The organism is Streptomyces sp. NPDC026515 (assembly GCF_055567595.1).
Genome location: NZ_JBVHQD010000021.1, coordinates 97069 through 118113, shown reverse-complemented (window position 1 = coordinate 118113; position 21045 = coordinate 97069). Strand labels below are relative to the sequence as shown.

At 70.5% G+C, this 21045-nt stretch carries 18 protein-coding genes and 1 pseudogene; 13 read left to right on the top strand and 6 right to left on the bottom strand.

From position 1 onward, the window contains the following. Positions 1-126: 126 nt before the first annotated feature. Complete coding sequence (locus ACZ4O3_RS35140; RefSeq protein ID WP_362723706.1) at positions 127-1575, bottom strand: amidohydrolase family protein; 1449 nt, start codon at positions 1573-1575, stop codon at positions 127-129. 274 nt (positions 1576-1849) lie between these two features. Between ACZ4O3_RS35140 and ACZ4O3_RS35135 the strand changes: the two genes are divergently transcribed. The 4 genes from ACZ4O3_RS35135 to ACZ4O3_RS35120 all read left to right on the top strand — a co-directional run bounded on the left by ACZ4O3_RS35135 (position 1850) and on the right by ACZ4O3_RS35120 (position 5678). Further along, positions 1850-2662, top strand: a complete 813-nt coding sequence (locus ACZ4O3_RS35135) for an IclR family transcriptional regulator domain-containing protein (protein ID WP_467726223.1) — start codon at positions 1850-1852, stop codon at positions 2660-2662. 80 nt (positions 2663-2742) lie between these two features. Further along, positions 2743-3933 carry a CaiB/BaiF CoA transferase family protein gene (locus tag ACZ4O3_RS35130; protein WP_467726222.1) on the top strand — a complete coding sequence of 397 codons (1191 nt, stop codon included), beginning with the start codon at positions 2743-2745 and terminating at the stop codon, positions 3931-3933. Next, positions 3926-4768 (top strand): citryl-CoA lyase, encoded by an 843-nt coding sequence (locus ACZ4O3_RS35125; RefSeq protein ID WP_467726220.1) that lies wholly within the window; start codon positions 3926-3928, stop codon positions 4766-4768. The genes ACZ4O3_RS35130 and ACZ4O3_RS35125 overlap by 8 nt, the downstream gene beginning before the upstream one ends. A 52-nt stretch (positions 4769-4820) precedes the next feature. Continuing rightward, on the top strand, positions 4821-5678 hold the full coding sequence (locus ACZ4O3_RS35120) for a dioxygenase family protein (RefSeq protein WP_362723694.1): 858 nt from the start codon (positions 4821-4823) through the stop codon (positions 5676-5678). Here ACZ4O3_RS35120 and ACZ4O3_RS35115 read toward each other — a convergent pair. Beyond that, positions 5575-5937: a cytochrome P450 gene (locus tag ACZ4O3_RS35115; RefSeq protein ID WP_467726219.1), complete on the bottom strand. Its 363-nt coding sequence runs from the start codon at positions 5935-5937 to the stop codon at positions 5575-5577. The two genes, ACZ4O3_RS35120 and ACZ4O3_RS35115, sit on opposite strands and share 104 nt — an antisense overlap. A 388-nt stretch (positions 5938-6325) precedes the next feature. Between ACZ4O3_RS35115 and ACZ4O3_RS35110 the strand changes: the two genes are divergently transcribed. Beyond that, entirely contained in the window at positions 6326-6883 is a 558-nt protein-coding gene (locus tag ACZ4O3_RS35110) for a GNAT family N-acetyltransferase (RefSeq protein WP_467726217.1), read from the top strand. A 34-nt stretch (positions 6884-6917) separates the two neighbouring features. Here the strand turns inward: ACZ4O3_RS35110 and ACZ4O3_RS35105 are convergent, their stop codons facing one another. Beyond that, positions 6918-8219: a cytochrome P450 gene (locus tag ACZ4O3_RS35105; RefSeq protein WP_467726216.1), complete on the bottom strand. Its 1302-nt coding sequence runs from the start codon at positions 8217-8219 to the stop codon at positions 6918-6920. Between the two features lie 300 nt (positions 8220-8519). On the opposite strand from ACZ4O3_RS35105, the gene ACZ4O3_RS35100 reads away from it, so the two are divergent. Continuing rightward, on the top strand, positions 8520-9554 hold the full coding sequence (locus ACZ4O3_RS35100) for a sulfotransferase domain-containing protein (RefSeq protein ID WP_467726214.1): 1035 nt from the start codon (positions 8520-8522) through the stop codon (positions 9552-9554). Positions 9555-9612: 58 nt separating this feature from the next. Here the strand turns inward: ACZ4O3_RS35100 and ACZ4O3_RS35095 are convergent, their stop codons facing one another. Beyond that, positions 9613-10071: a MaoC family dehydratase gene (locus tag ACZ4O3_RS35095; RefSeq protein ID WP_362731419.1), complete on the bottom strand. Its 459-nt coding sequence runs from the start codon at positions 10069-10071 to the stop codon at positions 9613-9615. Positions 10072-10926: 855 nt separating this feature from the next. Between ACZ4O3_RS35095 and ACZ4O3_RS35090 the strand changes: the two genes are divergently transcribed. The 3 genes and pseudogenes from ACZ4O3_RS35090 to ACZ4O3_RS35080 all read left to right on the top strand — a co-directional run bounded on the left by ACZ4O3_RS35090 (position 10927) and on the right by ACZ4O3_RS35080 (position 12178). Next, entirely contained in the window at positions 10927-11595 is a 669-nt protein-coding gene (locus ACZ4O3_RS35090) for a Type 1 glutamine amidotransferase-like domain-containing protein (protein WP_467726213.1), read from the top strand. Between the two features lie 6 nt (positions 11596-11601). Beyond that, positions 11602-11838: pseudogene (locus ACZ4O3_RS35085) on the top strand (sigma factor); the annotation flags it as partial. Positions 11839-12016: 178 nt separating this feature from the next. Continuing rightward, positions 12017-12178 carry a hypothetical protein gene (locus ACZ4O3_RS35080; RefSeq protein WP_467726260.1) on the top strand — a complete coding sequence of 54 codons (162 nt, stop codon included), beginning with the start codon at positions 12017-12019 and terminating at the stop codon, positions 12176-12178. Positions 12179-12264: 86 nt separating this feature from the next. On the opposite strand, the gene ACZ4O3_RS35075 is transcribed toward ACZ4O3_RS35080, so the two are convergent. Next, entirely contained in the window at positions 12265-12753 is a 489-nt protein-coding gene (locus ACZ4O3_RS35075) for a GNAT family N-acetyltransferase (RefSeq protein WP_467726211.1), read from the bottom strand. 293 nt (positions 12754-13046) lie between these two features. Here ACZ4O3_RS35075 and ACZ4O3_RS35070 point away from each other — a divergent pair, with 293 nt between their 5' ends. Continuing rightward, positions 13047-16760: a S8 family serine peptidase gene (locus ACZ4O3_RS35070; protein ID WP_467726210.1), complete on the top strand. Its 3714-nt coding sequence runs from the start codon at positions 13047-13049 to the stop codon at positions 16758-16760. A gap of 120 nt (positions 16761-16880) precedes the next feature. On the opposite strand, the gene ACZ4O3_RS35065 is transcribed toward ACZ4O3_RS35070, so the two are convergent. Further along, positions 16881-17459 (bottom strand): hypothetical protein, encoded by a 579-nt coding sequence (locus tag ACZ4O3_RS35065; protein ID WP_467726209.1) that lies wholly within the window; start codon positions 17457-17459, stop codon positions 16881-16883. Between the two features lie 394 nt (positions 17460-17853). Here ACZ4O3_RS35065 and ACZ4O3_RS35060 point away from each other — a divergent pair, with 394 nt between their 5' ends. From ACZ4O3_RS35060 to ACZ4O3_RS35050, 3 genes are all read left to right on the top strand, one after another. Further along, positions 17854-18153, top strand: coding sequence for a hypothetical protein (locus ACZ4O3_RS35060; protein ID WP_467726207.1), 300 nt, complete (start codon positions 17854-17856; stop codon positions 18151-18153). Between the two features lie 82 nt (positions 18154-18235). Next, positions 18236-18859: a hypothetical protein gene (locus ACZ4O3_RS35055; protein WP_467726206.1), complete on the top strand. Its 624-nt coding sequence runs from the start codon at positions 18236-18238 to the stop codon at positions 18857-18859. A 47-nt stretch (positions 18860-18906) separates the two neighbouring features. Then, positions 18907-20862 (top strand): PAS domain S-box protein, encoded by a 1956-nt coding sequence (locus ACZ4O3_RS35050; RefSeq protein WP_467726204.1) that lies wholly within the window; start codon positions 18907-18909, stop codon positions 20860-20862. Positions 20863-21045 lie beyond the last annotated feature (183 nt).

Sequence of the window (21045 nt, the reverse complement as noted above, 5' to 3'; positions counted from 1 at the left end):
GACCAGAGGGCGGGGCGACTTGGAACGTCGAGGCAGGTGCTCGAGCCTACGCGCTCCGGGACGCCCTGGCGGCGTTCAGATTCGACGCCGATGAGGCAGGACCCTCGCCGTACGCCCTCCGGTCGCTCAACGGCCGTGCGTCGAGGTGCTGCGGTAGTCGGTGTACGTGTAGGGGTTGTCGAGGACCTTGGTCTCGGGGATGTCGGGGTTCATGCCGGTCACCCAGGCCTCCTCGCCTATGGCCGACCGCAGGTGGTCCACCGTCTGCTCGACCGTGCGCCGTACCGCGCTCAGGTCGACGCCGAGCAGCCGGTGCTCGTACTTGACCACCCGGCCGTCGACGACCACGGTGTGCACGTCGCCGCGCTGGGCCTGGAACGCCACATGACCGTAGGGATTGAGCATCGGGAACGAGACCGGTGAGTGGTCGTTCTTCAGCAGGACCAGGTCGGCCTTCTTGCCCACCGCGATGCTGCCCAGGTCGTGCTCGCGGCCAAGTGCCCGGGCACCGCCGAGAGTTGCCCACTCCACCACGTGGTCGGCGCGCAGGGCGCAGTGGGTGACGGTCTCCTCCCTGGCGTGGGCGGCGAGGTGCTCGCGGGCGCGGTCGGCGCCCAGTGTGGTGCGCATGGCGGAGAACAGGTCCCCGCTCCACCAGACGCTGGTGTCCATCGACAGGGAGACCGGGATGTCGTGGGAGCGGACCGCCCAGGTGGTCGGATAGCCCTGGCCGGCGCTCTGCTCGCTCTCCGTGGAGACCGAGATGGAGCCGCCGGTCGCCGCGATGCGGTGGTAGGAGTCGGCCGACAGGGTGGAGGCATGCACGTAGACCGTCTCGGGGCCCATGAAACCGTGCGCGTGCATCAGCCGGATGCCGTCGTCGTTGGTGGCGCCCCACACGCCGGCATGGGTGGTGACGGCGACGCCCAGGTCGCGCGCGACTTCGAAGGCGGGCTTCTCGGGGAACGCGGGATCGCCGGTGACGTCGAAGGCGAGCTGGAAGCCCAGCATGTCGTCGCCGGTGATGCGACGGCGGACGAAGTCCCGGAACTCCGGTGCCGCGGTCCATTCCGCCGGCGCCTGCTGGATGTTCCCGTAGGCGAGGACGAACCGGCCGGGCACCGCCTCCAGCGCGTCCACCGCGGCGTCCGCGTGGTCGACCGTCTGCAGCCCGTGCGACCAGTCGACGACCGTGGTCACCCCGGCGTCCAGGGCTTCTACGGCGGCGAGGAGGTTGCCGGCGTGCACGTCCTCGGGGCGGAAGGCCTTGCCATGTTCGAGGTAGTACCAGACGAAGTACTGGGTCAGGGTCCAGTCGGCGCCGTAACCGCGCATCGCCGTCTGCCACATGTGCCGGTGCGTGTCGATCATGCCGGGCATCACGATGCCGCCGGACGCGTCGATCTCCACCGTGCCCTCCGGGACGGCGAGGCGCGGACCGACCGCGGTGATCCGGTCGCCGGCCACGAGCACGTCGGTGTCGGTGAGCACCTGCCGCGCGGGAGCCATGGGCAGTACCGTGCCGCCGCGGAAGACGACGGGGCGTCCCGCCTGGAATGGGGTGGACTCGCTCATCACTGGATCTCCCGCTCTGTTTCGGACGAGTGTCCGTATCGCGGCCGATAGGTTGCTGATTGATGGTCATCAGGCTGCTGGTGACTGTCAATACTGAGCGCATTCCGAAATTCACCCAGATCCTCCACCAGGTGTCCGCTCTGCGGTCGTGTGGCGGCAGATGGCTCCGCAGTGACGGCACCGAGGTCCGTTCTGCTGCGTAGAGTGGCTTCGGTGAGCTGTCCGCGAGGCGGACACCAGCAGTGCGATGTCGACGACATGCAGAGGAGCCGTCATGCCGCGTGAAGGAACCGGGCCCGATTTCATCGAGGCGCTGGCCCGGGGGCTGGAGGTCATCACCGCGTTCCAGCCCCGGCAGCCGGTGATGTCGCTGACCGACATGGCGACCGCGACAGGACTGGCCAGGCCCACCGCGCGCCGGATCCTGCTCACCCTGGTCGAGCTGGGATACGTGCGCCCGCAGGGCGGCGGGTTCGCCCTGACCCCGCGCGTTCTGGACCTCGGGGTCGCCTACGTCCGTTCGATGGGCCTGTGGGACGTGGCCCGCCCGCACCTGGAGTGGCTGGTCGAGCGGACGAACGAGTCCTGCTCGATCGCCCAGCTCGACGGCTCCGACATCGTCTACGTCGCCAGGGTCTCCGTTCCCAAGATCGTCACCCTCGCCGTACAGATCGGCACCCGCTTCCCCGCCCTGCCCACCTCGCTGGGAAAGGTCCTGCTGGCCGCGGTGCCGCCCGACGACGTGGCCCGCATCCTCGCCGAGCCCAGCCGCTCCGGCCTGACCTCGGTATGGCACCCGGACCGGGCCGAATGGGAGGCGGAGCTGCGTGAGGTGCGCGCGCGTGGGTGGGCGATGACCGACGAACAGCTGGCCCGGGGCATCCGTTCGGTGGCCGCGCCGCTGCGGGACGGCTCGGGCCGGGTCGTCGCGAGCGTCAACGTCAACGCGCACGCCGCCGAGACCTCCGTGGACGTGCTCCTCCACGACTACCTGCCGCTTCTCCTGCAGGCCGCCGGCGAGATCAGTGTGGACTTCGCCCGGCTGGAGTCCGCACCGCATGCCGTCCGCCCGGCGGGCGTGAGCTGACGTCTTGACGCGTCGGCGGCACCGGACACAGAATCACTCTCCGGACGATCGTCCGCTGTGCGGACGAGGAGGCGAGAGTGATGTCGTACAACGCCATAGCCGCTTCGCAGGGCACCCAGGCACCGCTGGCCGGGGTGCTGGTCGCGGACTTCTCGCGGATCCTTGCCGGGCCCTACGCCACGATGCTGCTCGCCGACCTGGGAGCGGACGTGGTCAAGGTCGAGGGACCCCACGGCGACGACACCCGGACCTGGATGCCCCCCACCCGCGGCGAGGTCTCGACCTACTATCTCGGCGTCAACCGGGGGAAGCGGTCGATCGCCCTCGACCTGCGTGACGAGGACGACGCCGAGGTCGCCCGGAAACTGGCCCGCCGGGCGGACGTCCTGATCGAGAACCTCAAGCCCGGCGGCATGGCCAAGTACGGACTGGACTTCGAGTCGCTACGGCGGGACAACCCCGGGCTGATCTACGCGTCGATCACCGGCTTCGGTACCGGGCCCGGCCGTCACGTCCCCGGCTACGACCTCATGGTGCAGGCCATCTCGGGCCTCATGAGCCTCACGGGCGACCCGGACGGACCGCCCTACCGGGCCGGGATATCCGTGTTCGACGTGATGGCCGGCAATCACGCCGCGATCGGCATCCTCGCCGCACTGCGGCACCGGGACGCCACGGGGACGGGCCAGCTCGTCGAGGTGAACCTGCTGTCCTCGGCTCTGACCGGACTGGTCAACCACAGCTCGGCCTACGCCGCCGGCGGCACCGTGCCGTACCGGATGGGCAACGCCCACCCCAGCGTGTTCCCCTACGAGCCGTTGCCCACCGCCGACAACGACCTCATCGTGACCGCCGCCAACGACGGCCAGTTCCGCAAGCTGTGCGAGGTGCTCGGCATACCGGAGGTGGCCGACGACCCGCGGTTCGCGCGCAACGCCGACCGCACCGCCCACCGCGAGGAACTCCGCCCGGTGCTGGTGGAGCGGCTGGTGACGCGCGGCGCCACCGAATGGTTCGAGGCGCTGGTCGAGGCCGGCGTACCGAGCGGACCGATCAACACCATCGACGGCGGGTTCGCCATGGCCGAGCGTTTCGGACTCGACCCGGTCGTCACCGTGGGGGAGGGCGACCGCGCGGTGCCCACCACCCGGCATCCCATCCGGTTCTCCGACACCCCCGCCACCTACCGGCTGCCGCCGCCCGAACTCGACGAACACGGGCAGGAGCTGCGCAAGTGGCTGAGCGCATCCGAGGAGGCCGACCGTGGCTGAGCCGACACCCCGCCCCGCCTATCCCACCGCGCTGGGCGCCTCCGACCTGAAGACCATCACCCTGCTCGGGCACGACCTGGCCGAGGACATCATGGGCACGGTCGGTTTCGGAGAACTCGCCTTCTGGCTCGCAACCCAGCGCAGGCCCACCACCGGCGAGACGCGCGTCTTCGAGGCCGTGCTCGCCGCACTGGCCGACCACGGCTTCACCCCGACGGCCATCGTCACCCGCCTGACCTATCTCTCCGCGCCGGACTCCGTGCAGGGCGCCCTGGCCGCCGGCCTGCTCGGAGGCGGCTCCCGGTTCCTCGGTGTCACCGAGGACACGGGCCGCTTCCTGCACGACGTACTGGATTCCCTGGACGGTGCGCTGCCCACCGACGAGGCGGCCTGGGACGAGCTCGCCCTGCGCACGGTCCGGGAGCGGCGCGCGGCCGGGAAGTTCGTCCCCGGGCTCGGGCATCACGTACACAAGGAGGGCGACCCCCGTACGCCTCGGCTGATGAGCATCGCACGGGAAGAGGACGTCTTCGGGCCGCATCTGCACCTGTTCGAAGCCATCGGCCGGGTCCACCCGGCCGTGCTGAACAGAACGCTTCCCCTCAACGGAGCGGGAGTCTGCGGCGCCGCCCTCGCGGACCTCGGCCTCCCGCTGCCGCTGCTGCGCGGCTTCGCGCTGCTGGCCCGCACCGCCGGACTGATCGGCCAGCTCGCCGAAGAACTGCGCCGCCCGGTCGCCCAGGACGTCTTCCTGTCCGTCGACCTCAACAACACCCCCGTGCCACCGGCCCCCTACACCGCGGAACCCCTCGCGAAGGGGCGACGCGAGGACTGACCCGCGACAGCCGCACCCCGTTCACCTCACCGCAGACCAAGGAGCCGCAACCGTGTTCGTCGACGAGGACAACATCACCGAGCTGGCCGTCCAGCGCTGGGCCACCGCGCACTCCCCGCGGCTGGGCGAGCTCATGACCGCGTTGGTCCGTCACCTCCACGCCTTCTCGCGTGAGGTGCGGCTCACCGAGGACGAGTGGATGGCCGCCGTCGAGTGGCTGACCTCGGCCGGCCAGGCCTGCGACGACAAGCGCCAGGAGTTGATCCTCACCTCCGACGTGCTCGGACTGAGCACCCTTGTCGTGCAGTTGAACAACAGGTTCGCGCCGCAGGCGACCCCGGCCACCGTGCTCGGGCCCTTCCACGTCGACGGCTCGCCGGCCGCGCCCTACGGCTTCGACATGTCGGACGGCATCGAGGGCACCCCGCTGTTCTTCACCGGCAAGGTGACCGACATCGAGGGCAAGCCCCTCCCGGGTGTGGTGCTGGACGTCTGGCAGGCCGACGCCGACGGCGCCTACGAGTCGCAACTCCCCGACATCGACGAGGCCCGTCTGCGGGCCAAGTACCGGACCAGGCAGGACGGCACGTACTGCATCCGCACCATCGCGCCGCGCGGCTACGCCATCCCCATGGACGGCCCCGTCGGCGACCTGATGCGCAGGACGGACATCAGCCACTTCCGGCCCGCACACGTCCACTTCCTCATCGACGAACCGGGCTACCGGAAGCTGACCACGCATCTGTTCCAGGAGGGCAGCGAGTACCTGGACTCCGACGTCGTCTTCGGCACCAAGGACGCGTTGATCACCCCCTTCGGCCGACGGACGGCAGGCACCGCCCCCGACGGAAGCACCCTCGACGTCCCCTACCTGCAGGCCGAGTACGACTTCGTCCTGCAGCCCGCCTGACCGGAGCCGGTCGAGTCGGCGTACCAGCCCGGTCAGTGCGATCTGGGTTCCCCGCGGGCCGCCGGAGCACAGGTGGATGCCGCTGCCGAACGCGGTGCTGGTTGTTCCGCCGGTCCGGGCCGAAGCGGTTCGGATCATGGAAGCGCTCCGGCCCGCGGCTGCCCGAGGCCGGCATGAGCGTGATCCGCGAGCCCTGGGGGATGACGGTGCCGGCGACGGTGAGGTCGCTGTACGCGGCCCGCCGGGGAACGATCCGCACGGCGAGGCAGCGTGGTGCTCCCGGACCCCGCCCCCGGCCAGTACCTGCTTGGACAGGGGAGGCCCGTCGTAGGGCTCACCCGACTCGTCACCGATCATGGTCGGCGATCCGGTGAAACCCTCGTCCCGCAGAGCGTCCGCGGCCCGCGCCCCGGCGGCGAAGCCCCGACGATGAGGGAGGAACCGGACACCGCGGACCGATGGACCGCTGAAAAATCAGCCTGGCAGCGGTCCTGATACCGGCGAGTCCTGCGATGGCCGACGAGATGTCCACAGGCCGGAGACCCGGCCCTGCGATTCCTGGAGGGCCGGAGCCAGCCGCGCCGACTCCAGCCCGCTGTCGGTGTGCCTCCGGGCTTCGCGCGCGCGGCAGCGTTATCACATAGGGTATGGCATCGTCCTGGACCGGTAATCGGGTACGTCTGCGTGCCGTCGAGCCCGACGACTGGACGGCGTTCATGCGCTTCGCCGAGGAGGACGGGCGTCCCGGACGCAGGTTGGATCTGCCGCGGTCCGCCGAGAGCCACCGTGCCTGGGCGAAGGAACAATCGGTTGCCGAGAGCGATGACGACCGCTTCCGGTTGGCAGTCGAGGCGACGGCCACGGGAGAGCTGGTCGGCACGGTGGGCTCGCATCGCACCGGCCCCCGATCGGGCTGGTTCGAGTGTGACGTCATGATCGGCGGCGAGCACCGGCGCAGGGGCTATGCGGCGGAAGCTTTGGTGCTGTTGCTGCGCTTCATGTTCACCGAGCGTCGCTATCACAAGTGCCTGGCGGCGATCTTCGCCCACAACGAGGCGTCGCTGACGCTCTTCGGTCGGCTCGGCTTCACCGAGGAGGGGTGTCTTCGCGAGCACGTCTTCTTCGCCGGCCGGCACCACGACCTGGTCATGATGGGCATGCTCGCCCCCGAGTTCGACCAGCGGCACACGGCGAGCGAGCCATGAGCCCCCGTGGCCCGGGCGGGGTGCGGAACGGCCCTCAGCCGCGCAAGGTGGCGCGCAGACGCAGGCCGACCGGTGCGAGACCTTCGAGGGTGGTGACCTGGTGGCTGGGTCCCGGCCCGGGAGGCTCGCTCAGGTGGTAGCGGCGGGCGGTCTGGGCCGTCAGGAGCGTCAGCATCGCCATCGCCAGAGCGGTTCCCTCGCAGCCGTGCGGCCCGGTACCGAAGGAGAGGAAGCCCCCGGATCTTGTCGGCGCCCCCGAATCATCGAGCCAGCGCTCGGGCCGGAACTGGTCGGGCTCGGAATACTCCCGCACGTCGCGGTGGGCGGTGTAGGGGCAGACGAGAACGGTGGATCCGGCGCCGATGGTGTAGCCGGCGAGCTGAGTCTGTCGGGGCGCGCACCGGGTCAGCAGCCAGCTCGGCGGGTACAGCCGGAGCACCTCGCTCACCAGCGCCTGGGTGTACCGCAGGCCACCGAGGTGGACGTTGGTCGTCGCGGCCGGGTCCGGCGGCAGCGAGGCGGCTTCGGCCGCGACGCGGCCCGCTGCCTGGGGGTGCCGGGCCAGGTGGAGCAGGATCCATCCGGCTGCCCGGGAGGGGGTCTCGAACGTGGCGACGGTGATTCCGGGGAGCGTGTCGAGTACGGCTTCTTCCGGCAGCAGGCCGTAGTGGGGCGATGGCCGGAGCATCTGTCCCAGCATGTCCTCACCGAGTCGGCCCGATGACCGACGCCGCCGGACGACAGGCCGCAGGGCGTCGGTGAAGGCGACCTGCTGCCGGGTGCGGAACCGCCGTGCCGGCGAGGGGATCCAGCGCGGCCATGTCCAACGGGACGGGCGTACGAGTACCTCCCGGGCCAGGAAGAGGCGCGAAGCATAGGGGAGCAGTGTGGGGGCGTCTTCGGAGAAGAGGTAGCTCACGCCGGTCTCGGCCAGTGCGTGCCGGACGAGAGGCAGCACCTCGACGTCCTGGCCCGGGGGCCACTGGTCGGCGAATCGAGCGGTCCGGGGCGCAATCTGGCCGATCCGCGCCGCGACCGCCTGCGCACGCATTCCGCGCATGCGCGCGGCGTGGGCGTACCCGCGCTGCTCGGCGGTCGGCGCTCCGCTCGACCACTTCAGCGGCGGGAAGAGAGGCGACGCCGCCTTGGGGAAGTCCTGCGCCCGGCGCAGAACCGCCTCACACGGGCCGGCCGCGGCGGCCACGTAGACACCCGGCTCCAGCTGCCAGACATCACCGCACTCCTCGGCGCCAAGGCGTGCCATGGCCAGCCGGTCACGGCTCCAGGCCGCGAAGCTGCCTCCGGGCAACGGCGGCGGCTCGTTCGTTCGCCCCATGAGACAGTCCCTGGCTGTCCGGCTGTCGTGCCTGTTCAGGCCGGTGTCGTAGGCAGCGCGGCCCGGAGCCGGTGAGCGCCCGGGGGGCGCTCACCAGCGGTGCGGTCAGTCCTGGTCGTCGCCGGCGTACGCATCCCATTCGTGGGCCCCGTACGCACCGTAGTGACGGCTGAAGGACAGCCTTCTCAGCAGCTTGGCGATCATGATGTTCTCCTCTCGCCAATCTTCAGCGCCCAAAGGCACATTCGATATACTGCCACATGCGCCATATGTGCGATATGGGAAGAATGTCGGTGACTGGTGGGATACATTCACTACCGATCACCGGTACCCAGGAACGGAACCAGTTGTTGCCGGGACAACAACCAGAAGGACATCGTGTCGAGGTCGTCGTATGCGCCATCGCGTGTCTATCGCAGTCCGCTGCTCGACAGCACGCGCTGGGATGCGTTCAGGCCCCGACGCGGGGACATCGTCATCTCCACCGCCACCAAAGCGGGCACCACGTGGGCGCAACGCATGGTGGCGTCGCTGATTTTCCGGAGCGCCCGTCTGCCGCGTCCCCTCATGGAACTGAGCCCTTGGCTCGACATGGCGATGGTCCCGCTCGCCGATGTCACGGCGTTGCTTTCCGGGCAGGAGCATCGCCGTTTCATCAAGACGCACCTGCCCCTGGACGCACTTCCGTTCCATCCGGACGTGAGGTACGTGGTGGTCGGACGTGACCTGCGTGACCTCGCTCTGTCCACGCATCATCACGCCCGCAGCATGAGCTCTGCCGGACCGCGGGCCGCCCTCGCGGCCGCCGTCCAGGCGCATGGCGGCGACAGCGGCGAGAACCTCGGATCGTTCCGGCCTCCGGAAGTTCCCGAAGACGTGCACGACTTCTGGCGGGAGTTCTTCACCCGCAGTGCCTATCCCTGGGAATCGGACGGCTGGCCCTACAACTCGCCCACACACCACCTGAGTTCCTGGTGGGAACGCCGGTCCGAACCCAACGTCTGTCTCCTCCACTACCAGGACATGCTGGACGACCTGGAGGGTCAGATGCGACGGCTGGCCGACTTCCTCCAGATCACCGTCGAGGACCGCGCCTGGCCGGACCTGGTGAAGGCCTGCACCTTCGCCGAGATGAAGACGAACGAGGCCGAGATCTGGGACTCGGGCCTCTCCGGCGCCGCCCTCGGCACGTGGAACTTCTTCCACAGGGGCACGAGCGGACAGTGGCGCGCCCTGTGCTCCGAGGACGAACTCGCCCTGCACGAGCAGGCGCTGCGGCGAATGCCCGAGGAACTCCGCTCCTGGCTCGTCCGTGACCCCACGGTCGCCGCGTGAGGAACACGCGCCCGGCGACGGGACCGGGCGGGTGACAGGCCCCGTCCCAGGCGCGGCGTCAGTCCTGCGGTCGGGTGGGCACGACGAGTTCCCGGCGCAGCGTCATCACCAGCGTACGGGCCTGGTTGTAGCCGCGGGTCTCCACGCCCACCTGACCGCGGCCCTCACGGTCGGGGATGTCGTGCTTCGCGTAGACCTCGCTCTCCGCGTAGAGGGTGTCGCCGTGCAGCAGTGGTGCGTGGTGCTCGATCTTCTCGAAGCCGCGGTGGGTGATGGCGCGCCCGGCCACGTCCGCTTCGGACAGGCCCAGGAGCAGGGAGAAGACGTAACTCCCGATGACCAGTGGTTGCTGGTACCGGGTCGCGGTCTTGGCGTAGTGGGCGTCGAGGTGCAGGGGGTGTCGCACCATGGTCAGGAGGGAGAACAGGTGATGGTCGTACTCGGTGACGGTCTTGCCCGGCCAGTGGCTGAAGACCTGGCCGACCTCGAAGTCCTCGAAATATCTGCCGAAGGTCAATGAGCACCTCTTCTGGAGCGGACACGGGGGCGTCGTCCGGGTACGGGCGATCTCGGTCACGGAGATCACTTCCACGCCCGTGCCGTCTCGAAGCCCGTGTCACCTGGTGACCGGGCGCGGCAGCGCGGCGCGGACGCGAGAAGGCCGCACACCTGCGGTCAGCTGCGTCCTCCCTGTCCTCAGGCAAGGTTTCCTGGGCGTGCCGCCACCCGCCTGGCAGCAGTACGAGCACCAGCGCGGCCGTGGCCGCACACAGGCCCGCGGAGCCCAGGCCGGCCACGTGCAGCCCGGTCATGAACGGTCGTGTGCACGGGGCTGCCCCGCAATCGCCCCGGCCACCGCGATCCCGATCGCGCCGCCGGTTGGTCGCGCAGGCCGGAACCGGCCGTGGTCCGGGAGAGCAGCGCGAGCCCGGCCCCGGTGAGAAGGAGACCCGCGACGGGGGACCCGGGGGCCGATCCGGCCGCCGAGGCCACGGGCGGGGTACGGCACGCCGGACGCCCAGGCCGGCCAGGGCCTCGGCGGCCCGTTGCCGGACGGCCGCGCTCTCGGTGCCCGGCATGCCGGTCAGGGTGCCGGCGGGGCGCGGGTCGTCCAAGGCGGTGAACACCTCGACAGCGCGGCTGCCCGAACGTGCTGAGTGCCGGAGCCGCCGCCGTCCGGGGCTCCGGCACCTGCGGCCCCAGCGCGATGAGCGTGTGCTGCGCCTCCTCGGCCACCTCGGCCGACTCCGCGTCCAGCTGAGCCACCGCGCGGGCGATCTCGTCCTCCAAGGGTGCCAGTCCGGCCGGTACGGCACGCCCGGCGCCGCCGGAATTCGTTGCGTGCCTCCGTCAGCCGTGCTTGGCTCGCCCGATGAACCTACTGCTGACGGCGAGCGGCCTGCGCAACGAGACACTGCGGGATGGACTGCGGGAGATGCTGGGAAAGCCGTTCGGATCGGCGAACGTCGTGTTCGTACCGACGGCATCGGTCGCCGAACCCGGGGACCACGGATGGGTCGTCGCGGACATGAACCGACTGCACGGTCTCGGCTGGCGGGAGTTCGACGTCCTGGAGCTGAACGGCCTGCCCCGGCAGATGGTGATCGACCGGCTGCTCCACGCCGACGTCATCTATGTCGAGGGCGGCAACCAGTACCACCTCGCGCGCAGCATCACCGGCAACGGCCTGGCCGACGGCTTCCTGGAGGCGCTGGAGAGCCGCATCTACGTGGGGGTCAGCGCCGGGTCGATGATCTTCAGCCGTCATCTCACCGGAGACTCCGCCGACGTCATCGGGGACACCAGGGACCTCCACGTGCTCGGCGCGACGACCGTGGAGCCGCCGTTCGGCCTCTTCGACTGGTACCTCAAGCCTCACCTGTACTCGCCGGACTTCCCCGAGCGTGACGACGCCTGGGCCGATCGCGTCACCGCGCGGGCGGACTTCCCGATCTACTTCATCGACGACGACACGGCCGTTCGCGTCCGGGACGGCAAGGTGGACGTCATTTCTGAAGGCCGGTGGCGGTTCCAGCCGTGACTCGAGGTGCGGGGCGCAAGTCCGGGTGTCCGGCATGATGAGGCTGAGGGCCTCGAGCCGTACCGGGGTGAGTTGGTGGCGTTCCGCCACCGGATGCCGGGGTCGTTCCACGAGGCCGAGGACCTGGTGCAGGAGACGCTGCTGCGTGCCTGGAAGGCCCGCCACCGGTACGACCCGGCGCGCGCGTCGGTGCGGACCCGGCTGTACCGGACCGCCACCAACGCGTGTCTGACCGCACGGGAGGGGAACAGGCGGCGTCCCCTGCCGTCCGGGGTGGGGAGGATGCCGAGCGACGCCCCCCGGGGCGGCGCTGACGCCGCTACGTCGAGGTCGCCGACGCCGTGCACCGCCAGGCCGTTGGGGCCGGCGGCACGTCGGTCACCGAGGTGCCCCACCTGTTCTTCGCAGACCGGGTGGGGCGGTGCGCGATCCCCTGGGCGACGTGTACTGGATCCAGACCCGTGCGGAGGACCTGAGCCCTCAGGAGATGGAACACCGCCTCGGCGAGCCGGAGTTCACCAAGGCCATGGAGCAAGTCCAGGGCGCCGACTTCTTCCCCGCCCGGGGAGCCGGTCCAGGCTGACGTCCAGGAGCGGGAAGTGGGCCTCCCGCGCCGACGGCGCGAGCCTCTCGCCGTAACGAATCGGGCACCCGCGCTGCCCGGCGATCTCAGGTGCGCGGAGCGTCGACAGCATGCTGGAGCCAGACGTAGTGGACCGGTTGAGCCGCGTTCCAACGATCGGCAAGGCTGGTGTCGACCGGTGCGAACCCGGCCGCCCGATAACAGCGCAGTGCTGTCCCGTTGTGTGGATGGACACGCATGAAGACGTCGGAATACCCGGCGGCGAGGGCCCGTGCGAGCAACTCCCGCACCAGGACCCGACCGAGCCCGTTGCCCCGGCTGTCGGGAGCGACGATGATCCGGGCGAGCTCGACCTCGTCTTCCTCGGCGTCGAGCCACAACTCCCCGTAGCCCACCACCCTCTCGTCTGCCATGAGGACGTGGGCCCGCACGTCCTCGTCGCGCTGCCAATCCGTGATCACTCGTGCGGGCAGGGGGAATTCCTTCTGCCCGCACCACATGACGGCTTCGCCGGCGGAAGTCGGCCAGGCCGCCACCGTGACGGCGTGAGCGGCGGCAAAAGGTAGGAGATCCATGCGTATCGATCCATCCGACGTCGTGTCCGTGACGGTCCCGGGCCGCGACCTGAGCGTGTGTCGTCCCGGTCGACGACCGTCGCACTCGGCAAGCGGGCCGTCCAGGGGAGTACTTGTGCCGTGTCACTCGTCAGCCTGACGCGCGGTGACGACGACCCCGGCTGCTCGTGGCGCACCTGTGTCATGGCACAAGTGCGACGTGCGCGACCCCTTGAGCGACGGCGGGGGGAGGCCGGAGGATCCAGTGATCTTTCGCTCCACGCCCGCTCTTCTCCGCGTCTCAGGAGTCATCCTTGCCCAAGGTTCCCATTCCCCGGCCCGGGCCGATCGCCCTCGCCGTGGCGGCCACGCTCATACTCGGCGTCGTACCGGCGACCGCCGCTGTGTCCGCGTACTCCACAGGTGAGGTGTCGCACAACGACGCCGGACACCGAACCCCCGGCGCCACCGGCACGCACACGGTCACCCTGATCACGGGCGACAAGGTCACCATCGGGACGGCCTCCGACGGCACCGTCGTGCGCTCCTTCCAGGCCGCGAGCGGAGTCACCACCGGCTTCCACCGTGCTGTCCTGGACGGCGCCACCTACGTGTACCCCGACTCCACGCTGCCGTACGTGAGCGCCGGCAAGCTCGACAGGCAACTGTTCAACGTGACACGGCTGATCGCCGAGGGGTACGACGACGCGCACAGCTCCCGGCTGCCGCTGATCGTGCGCTACACCGATGCCGCCGCCAAGTCCCGCACCCGCGCGAAGATGGCCGGCTCGGCCGACGTCCGCCGGCTGGACAGCATCCAGGGCGCGGCCCTCGCGCAGAACCACCGGCAGGCACCGGAGTTCTGGTCCTCGCTGACCGGTGGCGCCGGCGCGACGGCCCGGTCCGCGAAGCCGTCCTTCGCGGGCGGCGTCGCCAAGGTGTGGCTCGACGGGAAGGTGAAGGCCGACCTCGCCGACTCCACCGCGCAGATCGGCGCGGACAAGGTCTGGGCGGAGGGCGACACCGGCCAGGGCGTGAAGGTCGCGATGCTCGACAGCGGCGCGGACACCGAACACCCGGACCTGGCGGGGCAGGTGTCCGACAGCGCCAGCTTCGTGCCCGGCGAGGACGACATCGCCGACTACAACGGCCACGGTACGCACGTCGCCTCGACCATCGTCGGCACGGGCAGTGCCTCCGACGGCAAGGAGCGGGGTGTCGCCTCCGGTGCCCGGCTGGCGGTCGGCAAGGTGCTCAACTCCGAGGGCAGCGGCCAGGAGTCCTGGATCATCGCGGGCATGGAGTGGGCCGCCCGCGACCAGAAGGCCCGGATCATCAGCATGAGCCTGGGCGGCGCCGGTGACAAGACCGACCCGATGAGCCAGGCCGTCGACGAACTCAGTGACGAGACCGGTGCGTTGTTCGTGATCGCGGCGGGCAACGGCGGCCCGCACTCCATCGGCAGCCCCGGAGCCGCGGACTCCGCGCTGACGGTGGGCGCCGTCGACTCCACCGACACGCTCGCCGACTTCTCCAGCCAGGGCCCGCGCGACGGCGACGGCGGCCTGAAGCCGGAGATCACCGCACCCGGCGTCGACATCGTCGCGGCACGCTCGCACTACAAGCGCGGCTCCGGCTACTACACCACCATGAGCGGTACGTCGATGGCGACACCGCACGTCGCCGGTGCCGCCGCGCTCCTCGCCTCCGAGCACCCCGACTGGACCGGCGTACAGCTCAAGGAGGCGCTGGTCAGCAGCGCCAAGGCAACGCCGGCGTACACCCCGTACCAGGCGGGTGCCGGACGGCTCGACGCGTCGGCGGCCGTGCACTCCACGGTCTTCGCCACCACGAGCGCCTACTCCGGCTTCTACACGTGGCCGCCGAAGCCGGGGCAGACCGACGCCCGGACGGTGACGTACACCAACGTCGGCGACGCTCCGGCCACCCTTGGTCTCGCCGTCAACGGCACTGTCCCGGCTGGGCTGTTCAGCCTCTCCGCCGACCATGTCACCGTGCCCGCCCACGGCACCGCCACGGTCACCCTGACGGCGGATCTGGACAAGCTGGGTGGCGACCAGTCGGTCAGCGCCATGATCACCGGTACGGACGGCAGCGGAACGGTCCGCGCCCGAACCCTGATCGGCGCGGCCCGCGAGGGCCAGCGGCAGAACCTGACCGTCGTCGCCAAGGACCGATCGGGCAGGCCGTTGGAGGGCCGGGTCGTCCTGACCGCCGAACACCTCTTCACGGTGATGGACCTCGACGCGTCCGGCACCGGCACCGCGCGACTGCCCGTGGGCAGTTACAGCGGCTGGCTCACCGGTGACGTGCAGGGGGCCGACGGCCCGCACTCGCGCGGCATGGCGCTGCTCGCCTTCAACGACGTGAAGCTGGACCAGGACCGTACCGTCACCCTGGACGGCCGCCGGGCACGCCGGATCCTGGCACGGGTGCCACAGCAGACCACCGCCGTCGCGCCGCGCCTGGACGCCCACCGGTCCTTCACCGACAGCCTGGTGGAGACGTCGATGCTGCCGGACCCGTCGTACGACAGCATCTGGGCGCTCCCGACCGGCAAGAAGGTCACCGACGGCGAGTTCGAGACCGGCGCCCGCTTCCGCCTCGAACAGCCCGCACTGACCGTGAGCACCAAGTCGACGACGTTCAACGACCCGCTGGTCAAGCGCGCGGCGACGCCACTGCCCGCCGGTACCCGCAACCTGACGGCGGTCTTCGCCGGTGACGGCACGGCCGCGGAGCTCGCGCGGCAGAACGTGCGCGGCAAGGCCGTCGTGGTGCGCGGCGCCGGCACGGAAGGGATCAAGGCGCAGGCGGAGGCCGCCGCGGCCGCCGGTGCCCGGCTGCTGCTGGTCGTCAACGACGGCGTCGGCCGTCTGCAGCCCTGGGACGAGAACCCCTGGAGCCCGCAGAGCCCTGCCCCGGTGACCGTGGCGACGCTCAACGCCGACCAGGGCGCCGACCTGCTCGCCCGACTCCGGCACGGCGAGGTCCCGTTGAAGGTCACCTCGCACCCCACGACCGACTACGTCTACGACGTCGTGCACCACTGGACGGGCGCCGTTCCGACGGACCCGACCTGGCGTGAGGAGGCCAAGGACCTCGGTCGCGTGAACGTCTCCTTCCGCAACTACCGGCAGGGCAAGGCGATGGAGTTCCGTCCGGACGTCTGGCGCGGCTGGGCCGTCGGCAACCAGCTCACCGCGCCCGCGCAGGGCGAGCGCACCGACTGGGTCACCGCCGGCACCACGTGGCTGGACGACGCCTTCATCCAGGGCGAGACCGGGCAGCACTCGATCGACCCGCTGACCTACCCGGCGCGCAGGACCGGCAAGGTCAGCTGGTTCGGCCCGATCCAGCGGCCCCGCATGGGCCCGCTCAACTACCAACCCGTGCGTTACCTCGACACGATGTACATCACCGCGCCCGGCTGGGGCGACTCGGGATCCGGTCACGTAGGCGAGGCCGGCGCGAACTTCGACGTCAAGGACTGGATGTCGCTCTACCAGGGCGACCAGCAGCTCGACTGGGGCAACGCCGAGTACCTGCAGGTTCCCGGCCTCGGCGCGGAACGCCTGCCCTACCGGCTGGTCCTCGACAACGACCGCGGTACCTGGACCAGTCCGTACTCGACGCACACGCTGACCGAGTGGGACTTCACCTCCGCGGTCACCGGCAGCGACGCGGCGGTGTCCCTGCCGCTCATCCAGCTCGACTACGGCGTGGACACCGACAGGTCCGGCCGTGCCGACCGGCACGCCGGCCTCACGGTGACCGCCTCGCACCTGCCGGGCACCACCGCCGCCATCGGGAAGCCGACCGTCGAGGTGTCGTACGACGACGGCGCGACCTGGCAGCGGACCGACCCGGGCCGGTGCGACGGCGGATGGCGCACGAACCTGCGCGCGCCACGGTCCGCGCACTTCGTCACCCTCCGGGTCGGCGCCCGCGACAGCGCGGGCAACACCGTCTCGCAGACGATCACCCGGGCCTTCGGCCTGCGCTGACGTCACACCCGGGAGATCACCCCGGACAGCACCGCGTGGGCGGGACCGCGGCCGGCGGCCCCGCCCACGCCTCCTGGCAGGCCAACATCACCGGTCAGCGCCGACCAGCCCTCCTTCCGCTCAGGCCGAGGGCTGTGGAGTCCGCTCGCCGGCCGCGGGAGCGGCCGCCCCGGTGGCGGTGTAGAAGACGGATGTGCCCTGCTTGGTGCGCTGGGCCTGGTTCTTGGCCACGAGCCCCTCCAGCGTCGTGCGCACCACGGTCGTCTTCACCGCGCGGTCGGGATGCTGCTGCCCCAGCGCTGTGGTGATCTCGGCCGCCGACCGGGGTTCGTTCTGGCCGGTCAGGTGCTCGCGCACCAGGTCGACCAGCTTGGGCCCGGCCGGCCGCGGCTTCGCCGTGGCCGTCTTCCCGCCCGCCGTCCTCTTGGCGACACCGGTTGACGCGGCCCTCTTGCGGGGAGCGGGCACCGCGGTGGCCGGCTCGGCCGCCGGCGTATCGGGCACCGCCGGCACACCAAGTGCCTCCTGGAGGTTCAACAGGACGCTGTGGTCGTGCCGTACGGCGGTCAGCTGCTCCTGCAGTGCTTCGATCTCGGCGGTGAGGCGCTCCTGTTCCTTGCGGTTGCGTTCCAGGTCGGCGGCCACCTGGGCGCTGTAGTGAGAGGTCAACTCGGTTGTCTGGGTGGTGACTTCTGACATGGGGCTCACACTCTTCTCAGGTGTCGCAGCCGATGAGCGGCGGGCCCATGGCGTACGCGAAGTCGAAGGTCCGTGCTGTTCTGCCTGCTGCCGGGGGAGCGGCGGCAGTTACTGACGCACATCTTGGCTGTAGTGATAGTACGTAGGACGGCCGCGTTGGTCTCTGTCCCTGGCCGTGAATCGACGAATGACCGGCACCGGTGGCGACGCTGTGACCGTCACCGTCCACCGGTGGTCGAGTCCGGTGGGCTACGGTGCGGGGCTCCGAGTCAGGGCGGCAACGCGACCGCTCAGGCGTGGCGTGGTCCGATTCCCCATGACGCAGAGGGCCTCCAGGCCGTTCGTCGTCACCTGCCGCGCGTGGTCACCGACCGCTGGAGGAGCGTTCCGCCGTGTGCTGCGCGTCGACTGCCGCCAGCACGGTGTCAGCGAGTTACGCGGCGGACCGTCCGCCACCCGCGTCGGTGGCTGCTCCATAGCGGCCCGCTGGGTGAACGCGGGCACGTACCAGGGCGTCGTCATGGCCGAGACCGGCACCTTCCGGTCCGGGGTCTTCCAGGGGCCCCGGGTGCCGGGCCGGCCCGGCCGTGCTCAGGCACTCGAACCCGCCGCTCCGCCCTCGGCGCCCAGAGCGCGTGACACGATCACGCGCCCCGGTCCCAGCAGTCGTGCCGTGGTGGAGCGTGCGACCTGATGCACGACTTCACGCGGACGCGGCGTCGGGAAATCGACCGTTGCCCAAGTGGTGGCCGACAACGGTGCGGCGGGTTCTGCGCGTGAACGTGGTCGGGAGCGGTCTGGTGACGTACATGCTGTTCCCGGGTGATCACATCGTGTCCAGCCCGGTCTTGGGCTGCTACTTCGCCCAGTCCGACGTTCCCGGGATGCGCTACGGGGCTTACGCCCACGACGCTCATGTCCGATCCGGCCTCGCGCGTCCGGCCAGGGCGGCCGCCTCCCGTGTGGCCGAGCCCGTCGACACCCGGGCGGCCGTCGTCGTACGGCGCGTGAGTGCCGCCGCCTCGCTGCCGACGGGCATTCTCGGCGCGTACGACCTCAACGGGAACAGGTGGGCAGGAAGGCTGCTGCCGCGGATCGGGCAGTGCCTCGACCCGGACACGCAGATGTACTGCCACGAGCGTGGCTTCTGGGAGGGGAGGGCCAACCGCACCTGGGACGCCTCGACCGGCACACGCGCTCTCGTCCGGCCGCTGTCCGGCGGGGTGACCCAGACGTACGTCCTCCACATCGAGACACAGGCCTCCGCGCGAGCGTCGGTACCCGCGTTCCAGAAAGCCGGGCCAGCTCCGCTCGCCATACGCAACGCCGCAGGCCACCGACGGACAGGTTCGGCTGGACGGTGGCCAGTAACCGACATGCTGTCCTGTTCGGCCTGCTGATGCGGTGGGATGACCTGATTCATCGCCATCGGTGGGAGGGGGCGGACATGAACACGTTTGCCGAGTCGGGTCTGGCTTGTGCGGCGACCGAGGCGGAGCGGGGGGTCTGCCGGTGTGGCGCGGGCGTCGGCGCCGATGGCCCGAAGGCTGCCGAAGAAAGGTTCCGCGGGCTGCTGGAGGCGGCACCGGACGCCATGGTGATCGTGGACGACACCGGAACCATCAGACTGGTCAACGCCCAGACCGAGGCTCTGTTCGGCTACAGACGTGAGGAACTTCTGGATCGCCCGGTCGAGTTGCTGATGCCGCACCGTTTCCGTGGTCATCACACGGTCCACCGCGACGGGTACGCCGCCAACCGGCAGGTCCGTCCGATGGGCGCGGGGCTCGACCTGCACGGGCTGCGCAAGGACGGCACCGAGTTCCCCGTCGAGATCAGTCTCAGTCCGCTGGAGACCGTGGACGGACTGCTGGTCTCCGCCGCCGTCCGCGACGTCAGCGACCGTAAGGCGGCCGAGGCCCGCATCAACGAGCTGGCCGCACTGGTCGAGTCGTCCCAGGACGCGATCCTGGCGAAGACCCTCGACGGCTACATCACCTACTGGAACGCGGCTGCCCAGCGGCTGTACGGCTACACGGCCGAGGAGGTCATCGGCCGGCACGTGTCGCTGCTCTCCCCGCCCGAACTGCGCGGTGAGATCAGCGCGCTCCTGGAGCGGCTGCTGCACGGCGAGAAGGTCGAGCACTTCGAGACGCTCCGGGTGACCAAGGACGGCCGCCTGCTGGACGTGGACGTCACGCTCTGGCCGACCCGGGACACCGACGGCATGGTCGTCGGGGCGTGCGCCATCGTGCGGGACATCAGCGACCGCAAGCGCGCGGAGGCCGAACTGACCGCGCTGTACGAGCAGCAGCGGCACATCGCGCTCACCCTGCAGCGCAGTCTCATGGGCACCCCGCCCGCGATTCCGGGCCTTGCCACCGCGAGCCGGTACCGGCCCGCCACACAGGGTGCGGGAGTGGGCGGTGACTGGTTCGACCTGATCCCCCTGGGCGCCGGCCGGGTCGGCGTCCTCATCGGTGACGTGATGGGCCGCGGCCTCGACGCCGCCGCGGTGATGGGCCAGTTGCGCTCGGCCGCGCACGCGCTCGCCAAGACCGGCATGCAGCCCCGGCAGCTGATGCAGGCCCTCGACACCTGCGTCGAGGACCTCGACGTGCCGGACCAGTTGGTGACCTGCTGCTACCTCACCATCGCGCCGGACACGGGTACGGTCACCGTCTGCTCCGCCGGTCATCTGCCGATCCTGGTGGCCACCCCCGGCGGTACCGTCAACAGGCTCCCTGCACAGGTCAACGCGCCGCTCGGGGTCGGTGATGTGCTCTACGAGCAGTCGTCGACGACCGTGTCACCGGGCGCCACCCTCATTCTCTACACCGATGGCCTGGTGGAGACACCCGGCAGCGACATCGAGGTCCGGATCGCCGAACTCACCTCGGTGCTGCGCGGGTTCTTCGCCGCTCCACCGAGTCTGGAGACCGCCGCGGACCACGTCCTGAGCCGGCTGCTGCCGGAGACCGACAGCCACGACGACGACGTCACCCTCCTGTTCGCCCAGCTGCCGGCCGCACCCCCGGCCGCCGTCACGACCGATCTCCTGGCCGTCCCCTCGTCAGTGCCCGAGGGCCGCGCGTTCCTCAGCAAGGCGCTGCTCTCCTGGGACTGCACGGGCCCGTCGGACGAGGCGCTCCTCCTGCTCTCCGAGATTCTCACCAACGCCGTTCAACACGCGGAGGGCCCCATCGGTCTGCACCTGTGCCGAACGTCCAGCGAACTCACCATCGAGGTCAGCGACCGCAGCCCGCACCTGCCTCAGCCCCGTATCGCGGCCGGGGACGAGGAGTCGGGCCGGGGCCTGTTCCTGGTCCGCACCCTGGCCGACACGTGGGGCGTACGCCCCACCGACGAGGGCAAGACCACCTGGTTCACGCTGAGGCTCTGACGCGGGTGTCACGGACTTCGGCGCAGCCCCCCGTCGTCCTGCGCCCGGTGGAGGGCGAGCGGGAGGGTCTCCTACGTGAACCAAGACCCCTGAAGGCGAGGTGGTCTTTGGTCTCCTGGTACCGAATGACGTCACTGCTGACGTTGGCCGCGGCCGCCGGGCAGCCTGGCGAGCATCCCCCGG

Excerpts from the sequence above, each read along its gene's own strand:
- ACZ4O3_RS35140 (WP_362723706.1), bottom strand. The coding sequence starts at position 1,575 with ATGAGCGAGTCCACCCCATTCCAGGCGGGACGCCCCGTCGTCTTCCGC.
- ACZ4O3_RS35105 (WP_467726216.1), bottom strand. The coding sequence starts at position 8,219 with ATGGGGCGAACGAACGAGCCGCCGCCGTTGCCCGGAGGCAGCTTCGCG.
- ACZ4O3_RS35065 (WP_467726209.1), bottom strand. The coding sequence starts at position 17,459 with ATGTCAGAAGTCACCACCCAGACAACCGAGTTGACCTCTCACTACAGC.
- ACZ4O3_RS35110 (WP_467726217.1), top strand. The coding sequence starts at position 6,326 with ATGGCATCGTCCTGGACCGGTAATCGGGTACGTCTGCGTGCCGTCGAG.
- ACZ4O3_RS35090 (WP_467726213.1), top strand. The coding sequence starts at position 10,927 with ATGAACCTACTGCTGACGGCGAGCGGCCTGCGCAACGAGACACTGCGG.
- ACZ4O3_RS35130 (WP_467726222.1), top strand. The coding sequence starts at position 2,743 with ATGTCGTACAACGCCATAGCCGCTTCGCAGGGCACCCAGGCACCGCTG.
- ACZ4O3_RS35075 (WP_467726211.1), bottom strand. The coding sequence starts at position 12,753 with ATGGATCTCCTACCTTTTGCCGCCGCTCACGCCGTCACGGTGGCGGCC.
- ACZ4O3_RS35050 (WP_467726204.1), top strand. The coding sequence starts at position 18,907 with ATGAACACGTTTGCCGAGTCGGGTCTGGCTTGTGCGGCGACCGAGGCG.
- ACZ4O3_RS35135 (WP_467726223.1), top strand. The coding sequence starts at position 1,850 with ATGCCGCGTGAAGGAACCGGGCCCGATTTCATCGAGGCGCTGGCCCGG.